Consider the following 23,145-nt stretch of genomic DNA (forward strand, 5'->3'; position numbering starts at 1 on the left):
TCGTCATCCCGGCGCAAGCCGGGATCCAGCCTTTGAGGTTTGCGAGGTAGCAGCTAATGAGCTGGATTCCGGCTTTCGCCGGAATGACAGCTTCAACCAATCTCGCAGCTCGGCGAAATCGCCTCGATGATCCGCGTGAACACCTCGTCCAGCGAACCCACGCCATCGACCACGGTGAGCTGGCCGTTCTGGCGATAGAACTCGATCACCGGCGCGGTCTGCTGGTCGTACACGTTCAGGCGGTGGCGCACGGATTCCGGGCTGTCATCGGCGCGGCCTTCGGCCTTGGCGCGGCCGGCCAGGCGCTCGATGATCTGCTCGTTGTCCACGGTCAGCTGCACGGCGGCGTCGAACTTCTGGCCGAGGCTGTCCAGCAGTTCGCCCAGCGCGGCGGCCTGCGCCAGGTTGCGCGGATAGCCGTCCAGGATGAAGCCGGCCTTGGTGTCCTCGCGCGAGAAGCGATCCTTCAGCATGCCCAGCAGGATTTCGTCGCTGACCAGATCGCCGCGCGCCATCACTTCCTTTGCCTGCAGGCCCAGCGGCGTGCCGGCGGCGACTTCCGCACGCAGCAGGTCGCCGGTGGAAATGTGCGGCACTTGCAGGTGCTCCTTCAGCCGCGCCGCCTGGGTGCCCTTGCCGGAACCCGGCGCGCCCAACAGAACCAATCGCATCACATCGCTCCAGAAAATCGTGTAGGGGTGGCCGCTGTCGCTACGTCCGGCCTTATCCTGCCCGAGCTTACCGTATCGTTGCGGTACAGGCTCGCGCCTTCGACAAAGGGAGAATAACCGCATGCCAGCCGGCACCTTGCTCTACGCCCAGAGCGGCGGCGTCACCGCCGTCATCAATGCCTCCGCGTCCGCCGTGATCCAGACCGCCCGGACGCGCAAAATCCGCGTGCTGGCCGCGCGCAACGGTATCCTTGGCGCGCTGCGCGAGGACTTGCTCGATACCGCCACGCTCTCCACCGCCGATGTCCGCGCGCTGGCACATACGCCCGGCGGTGCATTCGGCAGCTGCCGGCTCAAGCTGAAGTCGCTGGACGCCGACCGCGCCAGGTACGAACGCCTGCTGGAGGTCTTCCGCGCCCACGACGTGCGCTGGTTCCTCTACAACGGCGGCAACGATTCGGCGGATACCGCGCTGAAGGTCTCGCAACTGGCGGCGGAGTTCGGCTACCCGCTGACCTGCGTGGGCGTGCCCAAGACCATCGACAACGACCTGGCCGTCACCGACTGCTGCCCCGGCTTCGGCTCGGCGGCCAAGTACACCGCCATCTCCGTGCGCGAATGCGCGCTGGACGTGGCGGCGATGGCGGAAACATCGACCAGGGTCTTCGTGTATGAGGCGATGGGTCGCCACGCCGGCTGGCTGGCGGCGGCGGCGGGGCTGGCCGGCGAAGGCAAGGACGATGCGCCACACATCATCCTGTTCCCCGAGCGCGCCTATGACGAAGCCGATTTCCTCGCCAAGGTGGATGCCGTGGTGAAACGGGTCGGCTACTGCGTGGTGGTCGCCAGCGAAGGCATCCGCCGCGCCGATGGCAGCTTCGTGGCCGATGCCGGCGGCGGCAAGGATTCGTTCGGCCACACGCAGCTCGGCGGCGTGGCCTCGCACCTGGCGGGCCGGGTCAAGGACGCGCTGGGATACAAAGTTCACTGGGCACTGCCCGACTACCTGCAACGCTCCGCCCGCCACATCGCAAGCAAGACCGATCTGGAACAGGCGATGGCCGCAGGCCGCGCGGCGGTGGAATGCGCGCTGGCCGGGCAGAACGCGGTGATGCCGGTGATCGTGCGCGACAGCGATGCGCCGTATCGCTGGCATATCGACATCGCCCCGCTGGAACAGATCGCCAACCACGAAAAGACCATGCCCAAGGGCTTCATACGCAAGGACGGCTACGGCATCACCGCCGCCGCGCGCCGCTACCTGTCACCGCTGATCGCGGGCGAAGCTTTCCCGCCGTTCGGCGACGACGGCTTGCCGAAGTACGCAACGCCCAAGCTTGCATCGGTGAAGAAGAAACTGCCGGCGTGGAAGGGATGAGCGCGTGCCGATCCTGCAGGTCAAGGCCAAACCCGGCTCCCGCGTTTCCGCGCTGACCCAGCAGGAAGACGGCACCTGGCTTGCGCAACTCAAATCGCAGCCGGTGGATGGCAAGGCAAATGCGGAACTCGTCGCGCTGGTGGCGGAACACTTCGGCTGCGCGAAATCCGCCGTCAGCATCAAGACCGGTGCGGGCAGCAAGTTGAAGCGGGTAGTCGTGCCGGATTGATGCCCGAGTCAAGCCTCGCCCGAATGGCGGGACTTGAACGCATTGTCAGGCCTGCTGCATGATGTGTATATCTTACGTGGATCATACACATGCGAACCAATATCGTCATTGATGACAACCTCATGCGTGATGCGCTGAAAGCCAGCGGTGCAAAGACCAAGCGCGAAGCCGTGGAGCTTGGGTTGCGCACCTTGTTGAAGTTGAAGGCACAGCAACAAATCAAGACCCTGCGCGGGCGGATAAGCTGGCAGGGCGATCTGGAAAGGATGAGAGCCGACAAGTGATCCTGGTCGATTCCAGTGTCTGGATTGACTACCTGCGGGGCACAAAGACCAAGGAGACGGATCGGCTGCACGCGCTACTTGGCGTTGAGCCATTGGCCGTGGGCGATCTGATCCTGGCCGAAGTCCTGCAAGGAACGATCACTGAAAAGGACTTCAAGGATGTATTGCGTCTTCTGGGGGGCTTGGATGTTGTGCCGCTTGGTGGGCATGCGGTGGCCGTGCAGGCTGCACGCAACTTCCGCGTCCTGCGGGAGAAGGGAATCACGGTGCGCAAGACGATTGATTGCATCATTGCGACCAGGTGCATCATGGACGGCATGACGCTATTGCACAGTGATCGGGACTTTGACCCGTTTGTCGCACACCTCGGCTTGCGAACAGTCTTCAGGCACGCCTGACGCGACTTACCTGCAACCCTTGCCCTCGATCTCCATCTTCGCCGCATACAGCGGTACCGCGCCAAGTTGCCCGGCTTCCGCGGCATCCAGCCCTTCCTTGAGATAGACGCGGGCGCGGCCCTGCGCGTCCATCTTCGGCTTGGCGCTGCCTGCCGGTTTGCGCCAGATGCGCACCACGGCCTGCTGCGTGTTGCAGGCGGCACTCGGCACGCGGATCACGTCGTTGAGCAGCCAACCGTTGGCGGTCGATGCGCGGGCCTTGTCGGCATCCAGCAACCGCGCGCGTGGCTGGCAGCGTGCGCCGGTGCGCACGGCGCTGAAGGCGTATGGCGAAGCGGCATCACCGGTGAAACGCCCTTCCAGCCGCGCGCAGGCTTCGGGAATCGTGCGCAGGGTATGGGCGATGCCGACGGCCTGCGGGGTGGCGTTGGCGCGCTGGATTTCCGGCTGCGGATCGGTGGCCTGCGCGGTGGCCGAGGCGAGCAACAGGCCGGCGAAGATCATGTGCGGTCGCAGCATCGGATGGCTCCTGCGTGGTCGTGACAGGGCGGCAGGCTGGCATGCGGCGGCTGAATCCCGCGTTCATGGCGGGCCTGTGCTTCAGCCGCCATCCAGCTGTGCGATAGTCGCCATGTCGCCTGCCACGGGCGGGCGCGCTCAACCTACGCACTTCCATACGAACACTCCGGGGAGGGGTTTCATGCTGGAGCAATACGGTTTGATTCTGGCGCTGGTCTGCGCCGTCATCGCCATCGCATACGGCCTGTGGGCCGCTGCATGGATCAACAGGCAACCCGCCGGCAATGAGCGCATGCAGGAAATCGCAGGCGCGATCCAGGAAGGCGCGCGCGCCTACCTCAACCGGCAATACACCACCATTGCCATTGCAGGCGTGGTGCTGGCGGCGCTGATTGCATGGAAATTGAGCGTGCATACCGCCATTGGCTTCGTCATCGGCGCGGTGCTGTCCGGCGCTGCCGGCTACATCGGCATGAACGTCTCCGTTCGCGCCAATGTACGCACCGCCGAAGCCGCGCGCAGCGGCATGGGCCCGGCGATGAATGTGGCCTTCAAGGGCGGTGCGATCACCGGCATGCTGGTGGTCGGGCTGGGCCTGCTGGGCGTGGCCGGTTACTACTTCGTGCTCACCCGCGTCATGGGCAAGGCCGATGAGGTTGCCCTGCATGCGCTGGTCGGTCTGGCGTTCGGTTCCTCGCTGATTTCGATCTTCGCGCGGCTTGGCGGCGGCATCTTCACCAAGGGTGCGGACGTGGGCGCGGATCTGGTGGGCAAGGTCGAAGCCGGCATTCCCGAGGATGACCCGCGCAACCCGGCGGTGATCGCCGACAACGTGGGCGACAACGTGGGCGACTGCGCCGGCATGGCCGCCGACCTGTTCGAGACCTACGCGGTGACCGTGATCGCCACCATGCTGCTGGGCGGCATGATGATGGTGCCGGGCAGCGCCGACTTTGCCGGCAAGAACGCGGTGCTGTTCCCGCTGGTGCTGGGCGGCGTGTCGATCATCGCCTCGATCATCGGTGCCGCCTTCGTCAAGGTCAGCGGCAGCAAGCCCAACATCATGGGCGCGCTGTACAAGGGCGTCATCATCTCCGCCGTGCTGGCGGCGATCGCGTTCTACCCGATCACCACCGCACTGATGGGCGACAACGCGCACGGCGCGATGAACCTCTACATCTGCGCGCTGATCGGGCTGATCCTGACCGGCCTGATCGTGTGGATCACCGAGTACTACACCGGCACCCAGTACAAGCCGGTGCAGCACGTCGCCAAGGCTTCCACCACCGGCCACGGCACCAACATCATCGCGGGCCTTGGCGTGTCGATGAAGTCCACCGCGCTGCCGGTGATCGCGGTCTGCCTGGCGATCTGGTTCTCCTACCTGCACGGTGGCCTGTACGGCATCGCCATCGCCGCAACGTCGATGCTGTCGATGGCCGGCATGATCGTGGCACTGGATGCCTACGGCCCGATCACCGACAACGCCGGCGGCATCGCCGAAATGTCGGAGCTGCCCTCCGAGGTGCGCGACATCACCGATCCGCTGGACGCGGTGGGCAACACCACCAAGGCGGTGACCAAGGGTTATGCGATTGGTTCGGCCGCGCTGGCCGCGCTGGTGCTGTTCGCCGACTACACGCACAATCTGGAAGCCGCCAACGGCGGCATGAAGTTCGCCTTCGACCTGTCCGACCACCGGGTCATCATCGGCCTGCTGATCGGTGGCCTGATCCCGTACCTGTTCGGCGCGATGGCGATGGAAGCCGTGGGCCGCGCGGCGGGCAGCGTGGTGGAAGAAGTGCGCCGCCAGTTCCGCGAGATCAAGGGGATCATGGACGGCAGCGGCAAGCCGCAGTACGACAAGGCCGTGGACATGCTGACCAGGTCCGCGATCAAGGAAATGATCGTGCCTTCGCTGCTGCCGGTCGCGGTGCCGGTGGTGGTGGGCCTGCTGCTGGGGCCGGAGGCGCTGGGTGGCCTGCTGATTGGCACCATCGTCACCGGCATCTTTGTGGCCATTTCGATGACCACCGGCGGCGGCGCATGGGACAACGCCAAGAAGTACATCGAGGACGGCAACTTCGGCGGCAAGGGCAGCGAGGCGCACAAGGCCTCGGTGACCGGCGACACCGTCGGCGATCCCTACAAGGACACCGCCGGCCCCGCCGTGAATCCGCTCATCAAGATCATCAACATCGTGGCGCTGCTGATCGTGCCGCTGTTGCCGGTCACGGTCAGCGGCGGCGACACCCACGCCGCAGCCCCTGCCGCGGAAACCGCCACCCTGTCGGCAACCGCCCCGGCCACGCCTGCACTGGCGGATGCCAATCTCGCCACGCTGTACTTCGAAAGCGGCTCTGCTGCACTGCCCGGCGACGCCGGCAACACCCTGGCCGCAGTCGTCCAGCACCTCAAGGATGATCCGTCGGCCCGCGCGGTGGTGTCTGGCTACCACGACGCCAGCGGCGACCCCGCGTTGAACGCGGAACTCGCCAAGCAGCGTGCGCAGGCCGTGGCCGAAACGCTGACCGCAGCCGGCATCGACAGCAGCCGCGTCGATCTGGAAAAGCCGATGCTGACCACCGGCGACGGCAATGCCGACCAGGCCCGCCGGGTCGAGGTCACGGTGAAGTAATTCCGGCCCCGGCCGGCCCGCAACACGAAACAGCCCCGCTCCGGCGGGGCTTGTTCGTTGCGCGGTAGAATGCGCACCCCTCACGTCATGCCGGTGCGCGCTGCGCCCGGTGGCATTCACTGGAGCGCACCATGGGCCTGGACCTCGTCCCCACCGGCAAGAACCCGCCGGAAGAAATCAACGTCATCATCGAAATCCCCAAGGATGCCGAGCCGGTCAAGTACGAGGTGGACAAGGAGACCGGCGCGATCTTCGTTGACCGCGTGCTGTCCACGCCTATGCGCTACCCCTGCAATTACGGCTACGTGCCGCACACCCTGTGCGGCGATGGTGACCCGGCGGACGTGCTGGTGATCCTGCCGCTGCCGCTGGTGCCGGGCTCGGTGATCCGCGCGATCCCGGTGGGCGTGCTGAAGATGACCGACGAAGCCGGCAGCGACGAAAAGCTGATCGCGGTGCCGGTGCCGAAGGTATTCAACGGCTATGCCCACATCACCGACATCGAGCAGGTGTCCAAGCACTGGCTGGAGCGCATCGGCCACTTCTTCGAGCACTACAAGGATCTCGAAAAGGGCAAGTGGGTGAAGCTGGATGGCTGGGGCGGGCGCGCGGAAGCACACCGCATCCTGTCGGAAGCCATCGCCCGCTACGCCGCCACGGCAGAGCAGGACAAGCCGAAGTTCTGAAGCGTGCGTGAGGGGCGTTCAGCGCTGCGCGCGCTGGACGCCAAGCCCGATCAGGTGCGAGACCACGGTAGCGATGTAGCCTACGCCTGCGAACTGCTCCAGCATCGTCAACACCCGCGCGGCGGGGCTGACCGGCAGCACGTCGCCAAGGCCGGTCGCCGACAGGTTGCTGAAGCTGTAGAACAGCAGCTCAAGCCAGGTGCGCGCGCGCTGCGGTTCAAAGCCGGCGAAGCTGCCCGGATACCACGCCTGGCAGGCGTAATAGGCATAGGCAAAGCCCCATGCCAGCAAGGTGAAGGTGGCACCGGCGGCGAACAGTTCGTCGGTGGTGACCTCGTGATCCTGCAGCATGTACGCGATCAGGCTGGCGGCGGCGTAGAAATACAGCGCTGCTTCCAGCGTGGCCGATACCGGCAGCAGCGCCGGCATGTGCAGCGCCACGCCCAGCACGGTCAGGCTGATGGCCGGGATCGCCAGCAACCAGGCCACCGCATTGACGAAGCTGCTGCGGCTGACCACCCATACCGCCAGCGGCACCACCACCAGCGCCACCGCGCCGAACAGCAGGCGACCGCCGGGACTGTCGTCCATCAGCGGATAGGCCAGCAGGCTCAGCAATTGCGCGGCCAGCAAAAAGGCGGACGGGTGCCGGCGCGCAATCACGCCCCAGATCCGCAACCGCCGGGATGCCTGCATCGGGTTTGCCGCCGCCAGCCGCGCTTACGGCGCGGCGCGGTGCGGGTACTGGGCGAAGATGCTGGTGATGGCCTGGTCGATGCCGGCCATGCGCTTTTCCGGCGTGGTCTTCCTGCTGCCTTCCACCGGCGCGCTGGCCGAACCCGTCCATACCAGCCGGTTGCGGCTGCCATCGACCAGATCCACCGTCAGCGTGCCTTCGCGGTAGCTGCTCACCTGGGTTTCGTCGTACCACACCGGCACCGCCACGTAGCTGCGGCGGCGGTAGCTGTAGAACCACTGCACATCGCTGCGCGGCGTGCTCCACACGGCGGTCTTGTCTTCCACCACGCCCTGGAAATTGACCAGCAGGTCAGCGCCTTCGGCCACATAGCGATAACCGCGCGCTTCCATCTCGCGCTGCACGTCCGCGCGGATACGCTCGGAAATCCAGCTGGAATAGCCGGACTGCTCCATCGCAATCGGTTTGTAGAACCCCCAGGTGCGGTACTGGATGAAGTTCGCGGTGGGGTCGTGGTCGGTGCGCACCAGTGGCCCGGTGGCGCAAGCGGACAGCGCGAGCACGGAGGCCGCGAGCAGGGTGACGGCAAGGGTTCGGGCTTTGCGCAACATGGGCGTGCTCCGTGGAAATCGGGCGATGACGCCATCATCGCGCCGGTCGTGGATACCGATGATGAACGGGGACTGCCATGCAGGGGAAGGGAAATCGCCTTGGGGCTTGCCTGACCCGCCCGCTGCCTGCATTGGCTGAGGTATTGAAATTATACATATTTGCTTTTTAATATCCGATATGTATTATTTCGGCATGTATCCGCGTCAGCTCGTCCCGACCCTGCAACGGCTGTCCGCCGGCTTCCCGGTGGTGGCCGTCACCGGGCCACGTCAGTCCGGCAAGACCACGCTGGTGCGGCAACTGTTCGCGGACAAGGCCTACGTCAGTCTGGAAGACCCGCAGGAGCACGCATTCGCCAGCGAGGATCCGCGCGGCTTTCTGGCCCGCTTTCAGCAAGGTGCCATCTTCGACGAAGCGCAGCGCTGGCCGGACCTGTTTTCGTACCTGCAAGGCATGGTGGACGAAGACCGGACGCCGGGGCGTTTCGTGCTGACCGGCTCCCAGCAATTTGGCCTGCTCTCCGGCGTGACCCAATCACTGGCCGGGCGCGTGGGCATGACGCGCCTGCTGCCCTTGTCCCTGTCCGAGTTGCCCACGGCGCAGATCGATGCGCTCGGGCTGGACGCATTGATGCTGCGGGGGCTGTACCCGGTGCTGCACGCACAACCTTCGCTGCTGGCGGCGGACTGGCTGGCGTCCTACACGGCCACCTATGTGGAACGCGACGTGCGGCAAGTCATCAACGTGCAGGATCTTGCCGCCTTCCAGAAGTTCCTGCGCCTGTGCGCTGCGCGCACCGGGCAACTGTTGAATGTCAGCGCACTGGCCGGCGAGGCGGACATCTCCAGCCACACCGCGCGCGCATGGCTGTCGGTGCTGGAGGCTTGCGACCTGGTGTTCCTGCTGCCGCCATACCACCGCAACTTCGGCAAGCGGCTGGTCAAGTCGCCCAAGCTGTACTTCGTGGACACCGGCCTTGCGTGCTGGCTGCTTGGCATCCGAGATGCCGGCACGTTGGCGCTGCATCCGCTGCGTGGTGCCATCTTCGAGACTCTGGTGGTGGGCGAGTTCATGAAATCACGGCTCAATGCAGGCCTGCCGCCCGACCTGTATTTCTGGCGCGACAACAACGGACTGGAAGCCGACCTGGTGTTCGAAGTGGGCGGCAAATTGCAGCCGGTCGAAATCAAGTCCGGCGCCACCGTGACGCCGGACTACATCCGCGCAGGCCAGAAAGCCGCCCGCTTTGCCGGCGAGGAAGCACTGCTGCCCTGGCTGGTGCATGGCGGCAGTGATGCCTACGAACGCAGCGGCGTGCGGGTCATCGGCTGGCGGGATTTACGCGACCTGCAGCTGCCGGATCGGTAGCATCACGCCTCCCGATACACCTCCGCGCCCTGCTCGCGGAACTCCTTCGACTTCTCCGCCATCCCGCTCTCGGCATAGTCACGCACGTCCTGCGTGATCTTCATCGAGCAGAAATGCGGGCCGCACATCGAGCAGAAGTGGGCGACCTTGTGGGCGTCCTTGGGCATGGTTTCGTCGTGCATCGACTGCGCTTTCTCCGGGTCCAGGCCGAGGTTGAACTGGTCCTGCCAGCGGAACTCGAAGCGTGCCTTGCTCAGTGCGTTGTCGCGCACCTGCGCGCCGGGATGACCCTTGGCGAGGTCGGCGGCGTGGGCGGCGATCTTGTAGGCCATGATGCCGTCGCGCACGTCTTCGCGGTTGGGCAGGCCGAGGTGTTCCTTGGGCGTGACGTAGCAGAGCATGGCGGTGCCGAACCAGCCGATCATCGCCGCACCAATCGCGCTGGTGATGTGGTCGTAGCCGGGCGCGATGTCGGTGGTCAGTGGGCCGAGGGTGTAGAACGGCGCTTCACCGCACTCGCGCAGCTGTTTGTCCATGTTCTCCTTGATGAGTTGCATCGGCACGTGGCCGGGGCCTTCGATCATGGTTTGCACGTCGTGCTTCCACGCGATCTTGGTCAACTCGCCCAGCGTTTCCAGCTCACCGAATTGCGCCGCGTCATTGGCATCGGCAATGCAGCCCGGACGCAGGCCATCACCGAGCGAGAAGGCCACGTCGTAGGCCTTCATGATTTCGCAGATGTCCTCGAAGTGCGTGTAGAGGAAGTTTTCCTTGTGGTGGGCAAGGCACCACTTGGCGAGGATCGAACCGCCGCGCGAAACAATCCCGGTCACGCGCTTCGCGGTCAGCGGCACGTAGCGCAGCAGCACGCCTGCGTGGATGGTGAAGTAATCCACGCCCTGCTCGGCTTGTTCGATCAGCGTGTCGCGGAAAATCTCCCACGTGAGTTCTTCGGCGCGGCCATCCACCTTTTCCAGCGCCTGATAGATCGGCACCGTGCCGATCGGCACCGGCGAGTTGCGCACGATCCATTCGCGAGTCTCGTGGATGTGCTTGCCGGTGGACAGATCCATCACAGTGTCGCCGCCCCAGCGGATCGCCCAGACCAGCTTTTCCACTTCCTCGGCGATGCCGGAACTCACCGCGCTGTTGCCGATGTTGGCGTTGATCTTGGTGAGGAAGTTGCGGCCAATGATCATCGGCTCGCTTTCCGGGTGGTTGATGTTGTTGGGCAGGATGGCGCGACCACGGGCGATCTCGTCGCGCACGAACTCCGGCGTGATGATTTTCTGGATCGACGCGCCGAAACTTTCGCCCGGATGCTGCGCAAGCAGATGTGCTTCACGCACGGCTTCGAGGCGCTGGTTCTCGCGGATCGCCACGAACTCCATTTCGGGCGTGACGATGCCGCGCCTGGCGTAGTGCATCTGGCTGACGTTGGTGCCGGCCTTTGCCCGGCGCGGCAGCACGCGATTGGGGAAGCGCACGGCGTCCAGCTTCGGATCATGTTCACGCGCACGGCCAAAGGTGGAGCTGAGTTGCGACAACACGTCAGTATCGCCACGCTCCTCGATCCAGCGCGCGCGTAGCGCCGGCAGGCCGCGCGAGAGGTCGATGCGCGCATCCGGATCGGTGTACGGGCCGGAGCAGTCATAGACCGTGACCGGCGCATTGTCCTCGCCGCCGAACAGGGTCGGCGTCTTCGTCAGCGCGATCTCGCGCATCGGCACGCGCAGGTCAGGGCGCGAGCCTTCGACGAAGATCTTGCGCGAACCGGGAATGGGCCGGGTCACGGAATCGGAAAGCTGCTCGGTCTGCTGCAGCAGGCGGGAGGGCACGGCGTTCATCGGCATCGTCCTTTTTTGAATCCCCGCACATGGATGTGCGGGCTCTTGCGAGGGAATCGCAATCCGGCCGCGAGGGATTCGCGGGCCACGAACGAAGCGAAGACGCATGAAGCACGGATTGCGGGCGCGGCATGGGCGACGGCAAAACGGCGCATCCTGCGAAGCTTCCCTACACCGGTATGAGCCGGATCAGGTTCCAAGGGACTCTCTCAACCGCCGGCCATCCGGCGATACCCCCGCTTCTTGGTGCGAATTACACCACATCGGCCACGCCGGCACGCTTATCCCTGCCGCGCGTCCTTTCGCCATACCGCCAGGAATGCGCGCAGCTTGCCCCAGCCACCGATGCGCTCATCGGACACCACATCCAGGAAATCCGACAGGCGCTTGGACTTGACGATGGTGTAGAGGGTCAGCGCCGTGGCGACGGCCAGCACGCCCGCGAAGGTCAGCACGCGCTGCGGCAGCGACATGCCGGCACCGGCCAGCAGGCTCATGCCCAGCAGCCCGGCCGTGATCGTGCCGACCAGGCCGAAGATGGTCACCACCGTCAGCCGCACCACGGTATTGGCTTGCCGGCGCAGCGCATCGGCATCCAGATAGCTGCTCATGTCGTGGATGCGTTCCTTGACCTCGGCATACACGCCATCCACGCCCAGATGCCGGGTACACATGCGGAACAGCGCCTTCACGTGCGCCTGCTCGCTGATCTCGTGGAACCAGTAGCGGTGGGTGAAGCTGAGGAAGGTCACGTAGTTGCGGCGTATCTGGCGCTTGAAGCGCTTGACCGTGGCGGGCCGCTTCACGTCCAGCGCCATCAACGCCTCGGCGAGCTGGTCGGACATCATCAGCAGCGCCGCCTTCTGGAAATGCGCGATCAAGAACAGCAGGAAATGCTGATGCCGAAACTGTGCCAGCACGCCGCGCTCCGCATCGCGGAAGTAGGCACTGCCGGCATCGCCCGTCACCACCAGCGACAGGCCGGAACACAGGTATCGGGTATGCGGCGCGGCCCCCGCATCGGCCCAGAAGCGGTCGTAGCAATACTCCTGCTCGAAATTGGAAGGCGCGAACGCATCGCAATCGGTGCGGTCGTGGCCACCGGTGACCAGCGCCAGCCGCAGGTAGTCCTCGCGCGTGAGCCGCTGCGGATCGTCCACCGCGAGGTAGGCCATCATCGGCATGCGGTAGTACTCGATCTGCCGATAACGCAACGCACCGGCACGTTCGGAATGGTGGTTGACCAGCGGCGTCAGCACATGATCCCAGTGCGCGGCGATGCGCGGCGCGCGGTGTTCGGCAACGTGCGCGAGGAAGGGCGCGCTGTCGCCGGCATCACTGCGCGCCACCACGTCGCCGCGCGCGTCCAGCCATTCCACGCTGGCCGGGCAATGCAGCGGCAGGCCACCTTCATCCCAGCCCGCCGGATAGGCGCGGCCAAAGCGGTACATCAACTCGCGCGCCTGCGGCAGCGGCAACTCGTCCGCCGCCAGTTCGACATTGAGCAGCACGATGTCCACGCCGTGGAAAAAGTACAGATCCACATGCTCCACGCGCAGCAGCAGCGACGCTTCGCCCGGGCGCAGTTGCACGCGCAATGCGGCCAGATCGTGCCTGCGGAACACCCGCATGGGCGAACCCTGCGCGGCATCGCCCGCATGCTGCGCGCGGCCCTCGCCATACAGGAAACGCTGCACGTAAGGCAGGAAACTGACGAACTCGTTGTAGTGACGCTGGTGGAAGCCACCGCCGTGGTACTCATCGACGTGTTCACGCCACGGGCTGGCATCGCCAAGATCGCGCAGTGCCTGCCACGGCCTTTCATTGCGCCCGCTGTCCGTGCCGTCGTGGATCAGCCGCAACGGCCACAGCAGGTTTTGCCGCAAATGGCGGACGATGACGGCAGGCGCGGGCTCGGTCATGCCGGCAGTGTATGCCTCAACCGCCCAACATTTCCCGGTCACGCACCGCGCCCTTGTCCGCGCTGGTCGCCAGCAGCGCGTAGGCCTTCAGGGCCACGCTGACCTTGCGCGGACGCGGCTGTGCGGGCTTCCAGCCCTTTGCGTCCTGTTCGATGCGGCGCGCGGCGAGTGCTTCATCGGAAACCAGCAGGTCGATGCTGCGCGCAGGGATGTCGATGCGGATGCGGTCGCCATCGCGGATCAGGCCAATCGCGCCGCCCGCCGCCGCTTCCGGTGATGCGTGGCCGATGGAGAGGCCCGATGTGCCGCCGGAGAAACGGCCATCGGTGAGCAATGCGCACTGCTTGCCCAGGCCTTTCGATTTCAGGTAGCTGGTCGGGTACAGCATTTCCTGCATGCCCGGCCCGCCCTTCGGGCCTTCGTAGCGGATGACGACTACATCGCCCGCCTTTACCTCATCGCCAAGGATGCCGGCCACCGCCGCGTCCTGGCTCTCGAAAACGCGCGCAGTGCCTTCGAACACATGGATGGATTCATCGACACCTGCGGTCTTCACCACGCAGCCGTCGCGGGCGATGTTGCCGTACAGCACGGCAAGCCCGCCTTGCTGCGAATAGGCATGTTCGACACTGCGGATGCAGCCCTCATTGCGATCGACATCCAGCGTCGGCCAGCGCGTGGACTGGCTGAAGGCGACCTGCGTGGGAATGCCGGCAGGGCCGGCCTTGTAGAACGTCTGCACGGCCTCGTCACTGACCGTTGCGATGTCCCATTTGGCGATGGCATCGCCCAGCGTGTTTGCATGCACGGTGGCAACATCCGTGTGCAGCAGGCCACCGCGCGCAAGTTCACCGAGGATCGCCATGATCCCGCCGGCGCGATGCACATCCTCGATGTGGAACTTCTGGGTGTTGGGCGCGACCTTGCACAACTGCGGCACCCTGCGCGAAAGCCGGTCGATGTCGCGCATGCCGAAATCGACCTCGGCCTCCTGCGCTGCGGCCAGCAGGTGCAGGATGGTGTTGGTGGAACCGCCCATCGCGATGTCCAGCATCATCGCGTTCTCGAAGGCTTCGAGGGTGGCGATACCGCGTGGTAGTGCCTTTTCGTCTTCGCCACCGTACCAGCGGTGGCACAGTTCGACGGCAGTGCGCCCGGCTTGCAGGAAGAGTTTTTCGCGGTCGGCATGCGTCGCCAGCAGCGTGCCGTTGCCGGGCAGCGACAGGCCCAGCGCTTCGGTCAGGCAGTTCATCGAGTTCGCGGTGAACATGCCGCTGCACGAGCCGCAGGTCGGGCAGGCGCTGCGTTCCACCGCCGCCACTTGTTCGTCGCTGACGCTTGGGTCTGCGGCCAGCACCATCGCATCGACCAGATCCAGCTTGTGCTCGGCAAGCTTTGTTTTGCCCGCTTCCATCGGCCCGCCGGACACGAACACGGTGGGGATGTTCAGGCGCAGCGCGGCCATCAGCATGCCGGGGGTGATCTTGTCACAGTTGGAAATGCACACCAGCGCGTCGGCGCAGTGCGCATTGACCATGTATTCGACGGAGTCCGCAATGATTTCGCGGCTGGGCAGCGAATACAGCATGCCGTCGTGGCCCATGGCGATGCCGTCATCCACGGCGATGGTGTCGAACTCCTTGGCGACGCCGCCGACGCGCTCGATTTCGCGCGCGACGAGTTGGCCCAGATCCTTCAGGTGTACATGCCCCGGCACGAACTGGGTGAAGGAATTGGCGATGGCGATGATGGGCTTGTGGAAGTCGTCATCACGCATGCCGGTGGCACGCCACAGCGCGCGCGCGCCGGCCATGTTGCGGCCATGGGTGGAGGTCTTTGAGCGGTATTCGGGCATTGGCGTGGCGTAGGGCTGGCGGGCGTGGATCGCTGGAGGCCTTGATTCTGCTGGGTTTCCACGGTTTCAGGTGCAACCGTCGCTCATGACCAATCGGAATGACGCAGCCTGTTGACACGGTCATGCGCGGCATGTTCTTCTCGCGGCATGTTGCATCGCCGCACGCCCCTGATGACCGAGCCGACCGCATCTGCGGCCTCGCTCCTTGTACTCGTCCTTATTACCACGCCCACAGGTGCGGGACGATCCGGCGCGTAAGCAGCAAGCAACGCCAGACTCGAAAAACCCCGCATCGCAAGGTTCGGGGTTTTTTCTTGCCCACACAAAACCTCCCCTTCCATCCAACTTGCACAGAGAACCCGCCATGACCAGCACCTCCCTCAAGATCGCGATCGTCGGCTACGGTAGCCAGGGCCGCGCACATGCGCTGAACCTTCGCGATTCCGGCTTCGATGTCACCGTTGGCCTGCGCCCCGGTGGCCCCACCGAGGCCAAGGCCAAGGCGGACGGCTTCGCGGTGAAGGCACCGGCCGATGCGGTCAAGGACGCCGACCTGGTGGCGGTGCTGACCCCGGACATGGTGCAGAAGAAGCTGTACCAGGATGTGCTGGCACCGAACATGAAGCAGGGCGCCTGCCTGCTGTTCGCGCATGGCCTGAACGTCCACTTCGGCATGGTCACCCCGCGCGATGACCTGGACGTGGTGCTGGTTGCGCCCAAGGGCCCGGGCGCGCTGGTGCGCCGCGAATACGAGATCGGCCGCGGCGTGCCTTGCATCTACGCCGTCCATCAGGACAAGTCCGGCAATGCCGAACAACTGGCGCTGACCTATGCCGGTGGCCTGGGTGGCGCGCGCGCCAACATCATCAAGACCACCTTCAAGGAAGAAACCGAGACCGACCTGTTCGGCGAGCAGGCGGTGCTGTGCGGCGGCGCGTCCTCGCTGGTGCAGGCAGGCTTCGAGGTGCTGGTGGAAGCCGGCTACCAGCCGGAGATCGCCTACTACGAAGTGCTGCACGAGCTGAAGCTGATCGTGGACCTGTTCTACGAAGGCGGCATCACCCGCATGCTGGAGTTCGTCTCCGAAACCGCGCAGTACGGCGATTTCGTCAGCGGCCCGCGGGTGATCGACGCCGACACGAAGGAGCGCATGCGCGCCGTGCTGAAGGACATCCAGGACGGCACCTTCACCCGCAACTGGCAGGCCGAATACGACGCCGGCCTGCCGAACTACCGCAAGTTCCAGCAGGCCGACAAGGAGCACCCGATCGAGCAGGTCGGCAAGCAGCTGCGCGCGAAGATGGTCTGGCTGAAGGACGCGCAGGCCACCAATCCCGCGGACAAAGAGGCGGCGTGATGAACGGCGCGGGCTGGCTGGTGCGGGCACTGGAAGCCGAAGGCGTTGACACGCTGTTCGGCTATCCGGGCGGGACGATCATGCCGTTCTACGACGCGCTGCATGGCGCGTCGCTGAAGCATGTGCTGGTACGTCACGAACAGGGCGCAGCCTTCGCCGCGAACGGCTATGCACGCGCCAGCGGGCGCGTGGGCGTATGCGTTGCGACCTCCGGGCCGGGCGCATCGAACCTGGTCACCGGCATTGCCGATGCGATGTTCGATTCGGTGCCGATGGTGATCCTGACCGGGCAGGTGCCGACCTTCCTGATGGGCACCGACGCCTTCCAGGAACTGGACGTGTTCGGCATGACCATGCCGGTGGTGAAGCACAGCTTCCTGCCGCGCAGCGTGGATGACCTGCCGAAGATGTTCGCGGAAGCCTTCCGTATCGCCCGCAGCGGTCGCCCCGGCCCGGTGCTGATCGACCTGCCCAAGGACGTGCAACTGGGCGATGCCGCGCACCTGCCGGTGCATGTGCCGCTGCCGGTCGAGCCGCTGCCGGGCCCGCCCGACGCCGCACTGCACGAAGCCGCTGCGGTGATTTCGCAGGCGCAGCAGCCGGTGATCTATGCCGGCGGCGGCGTGGTGCTGGGCGATGCGGTGGAGGCCTTCCGCGAGTTCGTGGACCTGACCGGCTTCCCCACCGTGCTGACCCTGAAGGCGCTGGGCGCACTGCCGCCCAGCCATCCCTGCAATCTCGGCATGCTCGGCATGCACGGCACCCGCGCCGCCAACATGGCGGTGCAGGAATGCGATCTGCTGATCGTGGTCGGTGCGCGCTTCGACGACCGCGCCACCGGCAAGCTGGCCGAATTCGCGCCGAACGCGCGCGTGGTGCATCTGGACGGCGACGCCTGCGAGATCGGCAAGCTGCGCGCGGTGGAAGCCTCGGTGCCCGGCAACATCGCCACCAGCCTGGGCCGGTTGGCGGCACCTGTTGCCGCGCAGAACGAAGGCCGCAACGCCGCCGCGCGCGCGGCATGGCAAAGCACCTGCATCGAACGCGCGCGCCGGCACGCCGCCCGCTACGACGCGCCCGGCAAGATGGTCTATGCGCCGGCGCTGCTGAAACGCATGAGCGAACTGGCACCCGATGCCATCGTCGCCTGCGACGTGGGCCAGCACCAGATGTGGGTGGCGCAGCACTGGCGCTTCCACCAACCGCGCCAGCACCTGACCTCCGGCGCGCTGGGCGCGATGGGCTTCGGCCTGCCGGCAGCCGTTGGCGCGCAACTGGAAAACATGGACGCGCGCGTGGTCTGCGTGAGCGGCGATGGCAGCTTCATGATGAACATCCAGGAGCTGGCAACGCTGAAGCGCTATCGGCTGCCGGTGAAGATCGTGCTGCTGGACAATTCCGCGCTGGGCATGGTGCGGCAGTGGCAGGAGCTGTTCTTCGACAAGCGCTATTCCGAAATCGACCTGTCCGACAACCCGGACTTCGCCGAAGTCGCGCGCGCCTTCGGCATCCAGGCGATGTCCGTGGACAAGGCCGCTGACGTCGATGCCGCGCTGCAGGCATTGCTGGCTGCACCCGGCCCGGCCCTGCTGCACGTCGCCATCGATACCGCCGCCAACGTCTGGCCGCTGGTGCCGCCGAACCACAACAACGCGCAGATGCTGGACCCCGACGATGCCGGCACGCTGGATGTCGGCGAACCCGCGCCTGCCACCCCGCAGCCCGCCACCTCGCAAACCGGAACCGCCCAATGCGCTACCAGCTTGACCTGACCCTGCGCCGCGCCGAAGGCGCGCTGGTGCGCGTGCTGGGCGCGACCGAGCGCCGTGGCTTCACGCCGCTGTCCGTGGATGGGCAGGCGCAGCCCGACGCCGACCAATGGCGGCTGCGCATGACCGTGGAAGGTGCGCGTGCCGACAGCTCCCTGCAGCAGCAACTGGCGAAGCTTTACGACTGCCTTTCGGTCGAGGTACAGCCGTGTCCGTGAACGCAACCTGCGCAGGCTGACGGCAATCCGATGAGCCCCGACGTAGCCCGCCTGACCATCCCGACCGCCAGCGACGTGCTGGCGGCGCAGGCACGGCTGCGCAACTATCTGGATGTCACGCCAACGCATTACGCCGAGCGCTTCAACACCTGGCTGAAACTGGAAAACCTGCAACGCACCGGCTCGTACAAGGTGCGCGGCGCGCTGAACGCACTGCTGGCCGCGCGCGAACGCGGCGACCGCCGCCACGTCATCACCGCCTCCGCTGGCAACCACGCGCAGGGCATGGCGTGGGCCGCGTACCGGCTGGGCATCCCGGCGATCACGGTGATGCCGAAGACCGCGCCGCAGACCAAGGTGGCCGGCGTGGCGCATTGGGGCGCAACCGTGCGCCTGCATGGCGATACCTATGACGAAGCCAAAGCCTTCGCCGCCGAACTGGCCGAACAGAATGGCTTCCGCCTGCTGTCCGCCTTCGACGATCCCGACGTGATCGCCGGGCAAGGCACGGTGGGTCTGGAAATCGCCACCGCGATGAACCCGGACGTGGTGCTGGTGCCGATCGGCGGCGGCGGTCTGGCGTCCGGCGTTGCACTCGCGCTCAAGTCGCAGGGCGTGCGCATCATCGGCGCGCAGGTCGAAGGCGTGGATGCAATGGCGCGTGCGCTGAAGGGCGACCGCAGCCTGCGCGATCCCGCCGCAACGCTGGCCGATGGCGTGCGGGTGAAGGAGCCGGGTTACCTGACCGCGCGCGTGCTGCACGAGTTGCTGGACGACGTGGTGATCGTGCGCGAAGCAGAGCTGCGCGAAACCCTGGTGCGGCTGGCGCTGGAGGAACACCTGATCGCCGAGGGCGCAGGCGCACTCGCGCTGGCCGCAGGCAAACGCATCGCCGGCAAGCGAAAATGTGCTGTGATCTCCGGCGGCAACCTGGATGCCGGCGTGCTGGCCGCGCTGCTGCAGGACGTGCGCCCCCGCCCGCCGCGCAAGCCACGCAAGCGCACGCAGGAACGACTTACCCCGCCGGCAGCGAGGACCTCATCGCCTGCTGCCGGCCAAACCGTTGCACCACTTCGCACCACGCCCGTCCGCAAGACCCGCATCGAATCCCACGAGGAAGTCCTCGCATGAACGCAACGCAAGACCACGTACGCATCTTCGACACCACCCTGCGCGATGGCGAGCAATCGCCCGGCTGCAGCATGACCCCGCAGCAGAAGGTGGTGATGGCGCGTGCGCTCGCCGAGCTGGGCGTGGACATCATCGAAACCGGTTTTCCCGCAAGTTCCCAATCCGACCGCGAAGCCACCGCGCAGATCGTGCGCGAGCTGCGCGGCACCACGCTGGCGGTGCTGTCGCGCTGCCTGCCCGGCGACATCGAAGCCTCCGCGCGTGCGCTGGAAGGCGCTGCAAAGCCGCGCATCCACGTGTTCCTCTCCACCAGCCCGCTGCACCGCGAGCACAAGCTGCGCATGAGCAAGGCGCAGGTGCTGGATTCCATCGCCACTCACGTTGCGATGGCGCGCAACTATGCCGACGACGTGGAGTTCTCCACCGAGGACGGCACCCGCACCGAGGAAGATTTCCTGCACGAAGCCGTCGCCATCGCGATTGCCAGCGGCGCGACCACCATCAACGTGCCCGACACGCTGGGCTACACCACGCCGGAGGAAATCCGCGGCCTGTTCCAGCGCCTGATCGCCAACGTACCCGGCGCGCGCGACGTGATCTTCAGCGCGCACTGCCACAACGATCTTGGGCTGGCCGTTGCCAATTCGCTGGCTGCCATCGAAGGCGGCGCGCGGCAGGTGGAAGGCTCGATCAACGGCATCGGCGAACGCGCCGGCAACGCCGCCATCGAGGAACTGGCGATGGCGCTGAAAGTGCGCAATGCCTACTACAACATCGATACGAAGCTGGACACGCGCAAGCTGGTGCCCACCTCGCAATTGCTGACCCGCCTGATCGGCATGCCGGTGCAGCGCAACAAGGCCATCGTCGGCGAGAACGCCTTCGCCCACGAATCCGGCATCCACCAGCACGGCATGCTGCGCAACCGCAGCACCTACGAAATCATGAACCCGTCCGACGTGGGCTGGCCCGATTCCAAGATGGTGCTGGGCCGCCACAGCGGCCGCGCCGCCGTCGGCCACCGCCTGCGCGCGCTGGGCTACACGCTGGAAGAAGAACAGCTCAGCCAGGTGTTCGAGGCATTCAAGACGTTGTGCGAGCAGCAGCGCACCGTTGATGACGACGATCTGGAAATGCTGATGACCGGCGGCGTGAGCGGCCAGGGTTACCGGCTGGCGTCGATGACCGTCAGTGATCGCGGCTCGCGCGCCAGTGCGCAGATCGAACTGTCCGATCCCGAAGGCCGCAAGCTGAGTGAAAGCGGGCTGGGCGACGGCCCGGTCGATGCGCTGTTCTCCGCGCTGTCCGCCGCGACCGGCGTGGAGCTGACGCTGGAAAGCTATCAGGTACACAGCGTCGGCATCGGCACGGATGCGCGCGGCGAGGCCACGCTCAGCGTGCGCCACGGTGACAGCGAGTACATCGGCAGCGGCACCAGCCGCGACATCATCGAAGCCAGTGCGCTGGCGTGGCTGGATGTCGCCAACCGCATCCTGCGCAACAACGGCGGGCCGCAGCGCGTCGCCGCCAGCGCCTGAACAGCAACGCTTTCCCGGAGTTCCAGCATGCAAGCTGACATCGTCGTACTGCCCGGTGACGGCATCGGCCCGGAAGTCACCGCCGCCGCCATCGCCGTGCTCAATACCGTGGGCGCGCGCTACGGCCACCGCTTCCGCTTCGAGCAACACCTGATCGGCGGCGCGGCCATCGACGCCACCGGCACGCCACTGCCGGCGGAAACGCTGGAAGCAGCGCGCAGTGCGGATGCCGTGCTGCTGGGCGCAGTGGGTGGCCCGAAGTGGTCCGACCCGAACGCCAAGGTGCGCCCGGAACAGGGCCTGCTGGCGATCCGCAAGGCGCTGGGCCTGTACGCCAACCTGCGCCCGGTGAAGCCGCACGCCGCCGCGCTGGGCGCATCGCCAATCAAGCCGCACCTGTTGCAGGGCGTGGACATCATGGTTGTGCGCGAGCTGACCGGCGGCATCTACTTTGGTCGCAAGCAGCGCAATGGCGACAGCGCCAGCGACCTGTGCGAATACAACGCGGACGAGATCCGCCGCGTGGTGCGCCGCGCCGCATCGCTTGCGCGTTCACGCAGCGGGCGGCTGACCTCGGTGGACAAGGCCAACGTGCTGGAAACCTCGCGGCTGTGGCGCGACGTGACCACGCAGGTGGTGCGCGACGAGTTCCCGGACGTGGCGCTGGAACATCAACTGGTCGATTCGATGGCGATGCACCTGATCGCCAAGCCGCGCGCCTACGACGTGATCGTCACCGAGAACATGTTCGGCGACATCCTCACCGACGAGGCCTCGATGCTGGCCGGCTCGCTGGGTCTGCTGCCTTCTGCATCACTCGGGGAAGGAACCGTCGGCATCTACGAACCGATCCACGGCAGCGCCCCGGACATCGCAGGCCAGGGCATCGCCAATCCCTACGCCACCATCCTCAGCGCAGCGATGCTGCTGCGCCATTCGCTGGGACTGGATGCCGAAGCGCAATGCGTGGAACTGGCCGTGTCCAATGCGCTGGATGCCGGCGTGCTGACCGCCGATTTAGCCGATGGTCGCCCGTCGGTGGGCACCCGCGCCGCCACCGACGCGGTGATCGCGCAATTGCAACTGCCCTGCCAGGTGATGGAACTGCGCGACTGAGCATCGCGCAGCAGTTCGCATCAGCAGCCCGATGCAGGCGGCTGCGGCAACACCGACAAGGTGATCCGGCTGATGCAGACCGGCTTGCCGGCTTCATCCTCGATGCGGATTTCCCACACCTGCGTACTGCGCCCGATATGCACGGGCCGGGTGGTGCCAATCACAATCCCGCTGCGCACCGCGCGCAGGTGGTTGGCATTGATCTCCAGCCCCACCACCGCATTGCCGCCGGCCATCAGCGCGCCGGCGCTGCTGCCCAGCGTTTCTGCCAGCACCACCGACGCGCCGCCGTGCAGCAATCCATACGGCTGGTGGGTACGCGCATCCACCGGCATGGTCGCGCGCAGGTAACCATCGCCCAATTCGGTAAAGACGATGCCCAGCGTTTCCATCAGCGTGCCGGCGGAACGCGCGTTGAGTTGCTCCAGCGTGACGCCCTCGGGCCACGCGAACTTCAGTGCAGACATCGGCATTGACCGTGTGCGAAGACAGGCTAGCAGGCTAGGCGGCGGGGCCGGTTGCGTCAATGTTTGGAGTGCAGCAACAGGCAGCGTCAAGCCGCAACATCCACGCCCCATTTCGGCGAATACCCGGCGCACGTCTTCGTCGCAGGCAAACTCGCCGCGATCCGCTGCCGCAATACCTTCCTGCACTGCCTTGCGGAACCGGGCCTGCTCGATCACGTCATCCCATGTCGCACCCGGCGGCAGCTGATCCGCCAACTCGCGGACTTGCTGGTTCAGGTTTGACATGTCGAGGCTTCCTTATTGTTCCAATACCTGAATTAAGGAAGCTCTGAACAACTCTCGAAACGTCATCCCGGCGAAAGCCGGGATCCAGCTTTTTCAGTGACTTACCAAACAGCTGGATTGGACAAACATTCGTTTGTCAGAAGCAGCCGGCTTTCGCCGG

Annotated in this window: 21 protein-coding genes, 1 pseudogene and 1 riboswitch; of the genes and pseudogenes, 14 read left to right on the top strand and 8 right to left on the bottom strand. The window is 65.8% G+C overall.

Annotated elements, in window-relative coordinates; genetic code table 11:
- Positions 1 to 92: 92 nt before the first annotated feature.
- Positions 93 to 671, bottom strand: coding sequence for an adenylate kinase (locus QM612_RS05175; protein WP_415252829.1), 579 nt, complete (start codon positions 669 to 671; stop codon positions 93 to 95).
- Positions 672 to 792: 121 nt separating this feature from the next.
- Between QM612_RS05175 and QM612_RS05180 the strand changes: the two genes are divergently transcribed.
- The 4 genes from QM612_RS05180 to QM612_RS05195 all read left to right on the top strand — a co-directional run bounded on the left by QM612_RS05180 (position 793) and on the right by QM612_RS05195 (position 2,960).
- Positions 793 to 2,049, top strand: coding sequence for a 6-phosphofructokinase (locus QM612_RS05180; protein ID WP_415252830.1), 1,257 nt, complete (start codon positions 793 to 795; stop codon positions 2,047 to 2,049).
- Between the two features lie 4 nt (positions 2,050 to 2,053).
- Positions 2,054 to 2,278, top strand: a complete 225-nt coding sequence (locus QM612_RS05185; RefSeq protein ID WP_415252831.1) for a DUF167 domain-containing protein — start codon at positions 2,054 to 2,056, stop codon at positions 2,276 to 2,278.
- 89 nt (positions 2,279 to 2,367) lie between these two features.
- Complete coding sequence (locus QM612_RS05190) at positions 2,368 to 2,562, top strand: type II toxin-antitoxin system VapB family antitoxin (protein ID WP_415252832.1); 195 nt, start codon at positions 2,368 to 2,370, stop codon at positions 2,560 to 2,562.
- On the top strand, positions 2,559 to 2,960 hold the full coding sequence (locus tag QM612_RS05195; RefSeq protein WP_415252833.1) for a PIN domain nuclease: 402 nt from the start codon (positions 2,559 to 2,561) through the stop codon (positions 2,958 to 2,960). Before QM612_RS05190 ends, QM612_RS05195 begins: the two co-directional genes overlap by 4 nt.
- Positions 2,961 to 2,966: 6 nt before the next feature.
- Here QM612_RS05195 and QM612_RS05200 read toward each other — a convergent pair whose 3' ends face one another.
- Positions 2,967 to 3,479, bottom strand: a complete 513-nt coding sequence (locus QM612_RS05200) for a hypothetical protein (RefSeq protein ID WP_415252834.1) — start codon at positions 3,477 to 3,479, stop codon at positions 2,967 to 2,969.
- A gap of 181 nt (positions 3,480 to 3,660) precedes the next feature.
- On the opposite strand from QM612_RS05200, the pseudogene QM612_RS05205 reads away from it, so the two are divergent.
- From QM612_RS05205 to ppa, 3 genes and pseudogenes are all read left to right on the top strand, one after another.
- Positions 3,661 to 5,706 (top strand): annotated as a pseudogene (locus tag QM612_RS05205) (sodium-translocating pyrophosphatase); the annotation flags it as partial.
- Positions 5,695 to 6,117: an OmpA family protein gene (locus QM612_RS05210; RefSeq protein ID WP_415252850.1), complete on the top strand. Its 423-nt coding sequence runs from the start codon at positions 5,695 to 5,697 to the stop codon at positions 6,115 to 6,117. The pseudogene QM612_RS05205 and the gene QM612_RS05210, both read left to right, overlap by 12 nt.
- Before the next feature lie 131 nt (positions 6,118 to 6,248).
- Positions 6,249 to 6,803: an inorganic diphosphatase gene (gene ppa, locus QM612_RS05215; RefSeq protein ID WP_415252835.1), complete on the top strand. Its 555-nt coding sequence runs from the start codon at positions 6,249 to 6,251 to the stop codon at positions 6,801 to 6,803.
- Between the two features lie 18 nt (positions 6,804 to 6,821).
- Here the strand turns inward: ppa and QM612_RS05220 are convergent, their stop codons facing one another.
- Positions 6,822 to 7,499: an ion channel gene (locus QM612_RS05220; protein ID WP_415252836.1), complete on the bottom strand. Its 678-nt coding sequence runs from the start codon at positions 7,497 to 7,499 to the stop codon at positions 6,822 to 6,824.
- Between the two features lie 24 nt (positions 7,500 to 7,523).
- Positions 7,524 to 8,111: a DUF4136 domain-containing protein gene (locus QM612_RS05225; RefSeq protein ID WP_415252837.1), complete on the bottom strand. Its 588-nt coding sequence runs from the start codon at positions 8,109 to 8,111 to the stop codon at positions 7,524 to 7,526.
- A 193-nt stretch (positions 8,112 to 8,304) separates the two neighbouring features.
- Here QM612_RS05225 and QM612_RS05230 point away from each other — a divergent pair, with 193 nt between their 5' ends.
- A complete protein-coding gene (locus QM612_RS05230; protein ID WP_415252838.1) occupies positions 8,305 to 9,480 on the top strand; it encodes an ATP-binding protein in 1,176 nt (391 codons plus the stop codon).
- 2 nt (positions 9,481 to 9,482) lie between these two features.
- Here QM612_RS05230 and thiC read toward each other — a convergent pair whose 3' ends face one another.
- The 3 genes from thiC to ilvD form a co-directional block, all read right to left on the bottom strand.
- A complete protein-coding gene (gene thiC, locus QM612_RS05235) occupies positions 9,483 to 11,327 on the bottom strand; it encodes a phosphomethylpyrimidine synthase ThiC (protein WP_415252839.1) in 1,845 nt (614 codons plus the stop codon).
- A 148-nt stretch (positions 11,328 to 11,475) separates the two neighbouring features.
- A riboswitch (TPP riboswitch) is annotated at positions 11,476 to 11,575 on the bottom strand.
- 33 nt (positions 11,576 to 11,608) lie between these two features.
- On the bottom strand, positions 11,609 to 13,249 hold the full coding sequence (locus QM612_RS05240; protein WP_415252840.1) for a hypothetical protein: 1,641 nt from the start codon (positions 13,247 to 13,249) through the stop codon (positions 11,609 to 11,611).
- A gap of 16 nt (positions 13,250 to 13,265) precedes the next feature.
- Complete coding sequence (ilvD, locus tag QM612_RS05245; protein WP_415252841.1) at positions 13,266 to 15,104, bottom strand: dihydroxy-acid dehydratase; 1,839 nt, start codon at positions 15,102 to 15,104, stop codon at positions 13,266 to 13,268.
- Between the two features lie 364 nt (positions 15,105 to 15,468).
- Here ilvD and ilvC point away from each other — a divergent pair, with 364 nt between their 5' ends.
- The 6 genes from ilvC to leuB are packed head-to-tail and all read left to right on the top strand — an operon-like array spanning position 15,469 to position 22,233.
- Positions 15,469 to 16,461 carry a ketol-acid reductoisomerase gene (gene ilvC / locus QM612_RS05250; RefSeq protein ID WP_415252842.1) on the top strand — a complete coding sequence of 331 codons (993 nt, stop codon included), beginning with the start codon at positions 15,469 to 15,471 and terminating at the stop codon, positions 16,459 to 16,461.
- Positions 16,461 to 18,233 carry an acetolactate synthase 2 catalytic subunit gene (gene ilvG, locus QM612_RS05255; protein WP_415252843.1) on the top strand — a complete coding sequence of 591 codons (1,773 nt, stop codon included), beginning with the start codon at positions 16,461 to 16,463 and terminating at the stop codon, positions 18,231 to 18,233. Before ilvC ends, ilvG begins: the two co-directional genes overlap by 1 nt.
- Positions 18,212 to 18,448 carry an ACT domain-containing protein gene (locus QM612_RS05260; protein ID WP_415252844.1) on the top strand — a complete coding sequence of 79 codons (237 nt, stop codon included), beginning with the start codon at positions 18,212 to 18,214 and terminating at the stop codon, positions 18,446 to 18,448. The genes ilvG and QM612_RS05260 overlap by 22 nt, the downstream gene beginning before the upstream one ends.
- A 30-nt stretch (positions 18,449 to 18,478) precedes the next feature.
- On the top strand, positions 18,479 to 19,579 hold the full coding sequence (locus tag QM612_RS05265) for a threonine dehydratase (RefSeq protein WP_415252845.1): 1,101 nt from the start codon (positions 18,479 to 18,481) through the stop codon (positions 19,577 to 19,579).
- Entirely contained in the window at positions 19,576 to 21,117 is a 1,542-nt protein-coding gene (locus tag QM612_RS05270; protein ID WP_415252846.1) for a 2-isopropylmalate synthase, read from the top strand. The genes QM612_RS05265 and QM612_RS05270 overlap by 4 nt, the downstream gene beginning before the upstream one ends.
- A gap of 27 nt (positions 21,118 to 21,144) precedes the next feature.
- Positions 21,145 to 22,233 carry a 3-isopropylmalate dehydrogenase gene (gene leuB / locus QM612_RS05275; protein WP_415252847.1) on the top strand — a complete coding sequence of 363 codons (1,089 nt, stop codon included), beginning with the start codon at positions 21,145 to 21,147 and terminating at the stop codon, positions 22,231 to 22,233.
- 20 nt (positions 22,234 to 22,253) lie between these two features.
- Here leuB and QM612_RS05280 read toward each other — a convergent pair whose 3' ends face one another.
- Entirely contained in the window at positions 22,254 to 22,700 is a 447-nt protein-coding gene (locus tag QM612_RS05280) for a hotdog fold thioesterase (RefSeq protein ID WP_415252848.1), read from the bottom strand.
- Between the last annotated feature and the right edge of the window lie 445 nt (positions 22,701 to 23,145).

This window comes from Thermomonas sp. (assembly GCF_047606765.1).
In the GTDB taxonomy this organism is placed as follows: domain Bacteria; phylum Pseudomonadota; class Gammaproteobacteria; order Xanthomonadales; family Xanthomonadaceae; genus Thermomonas.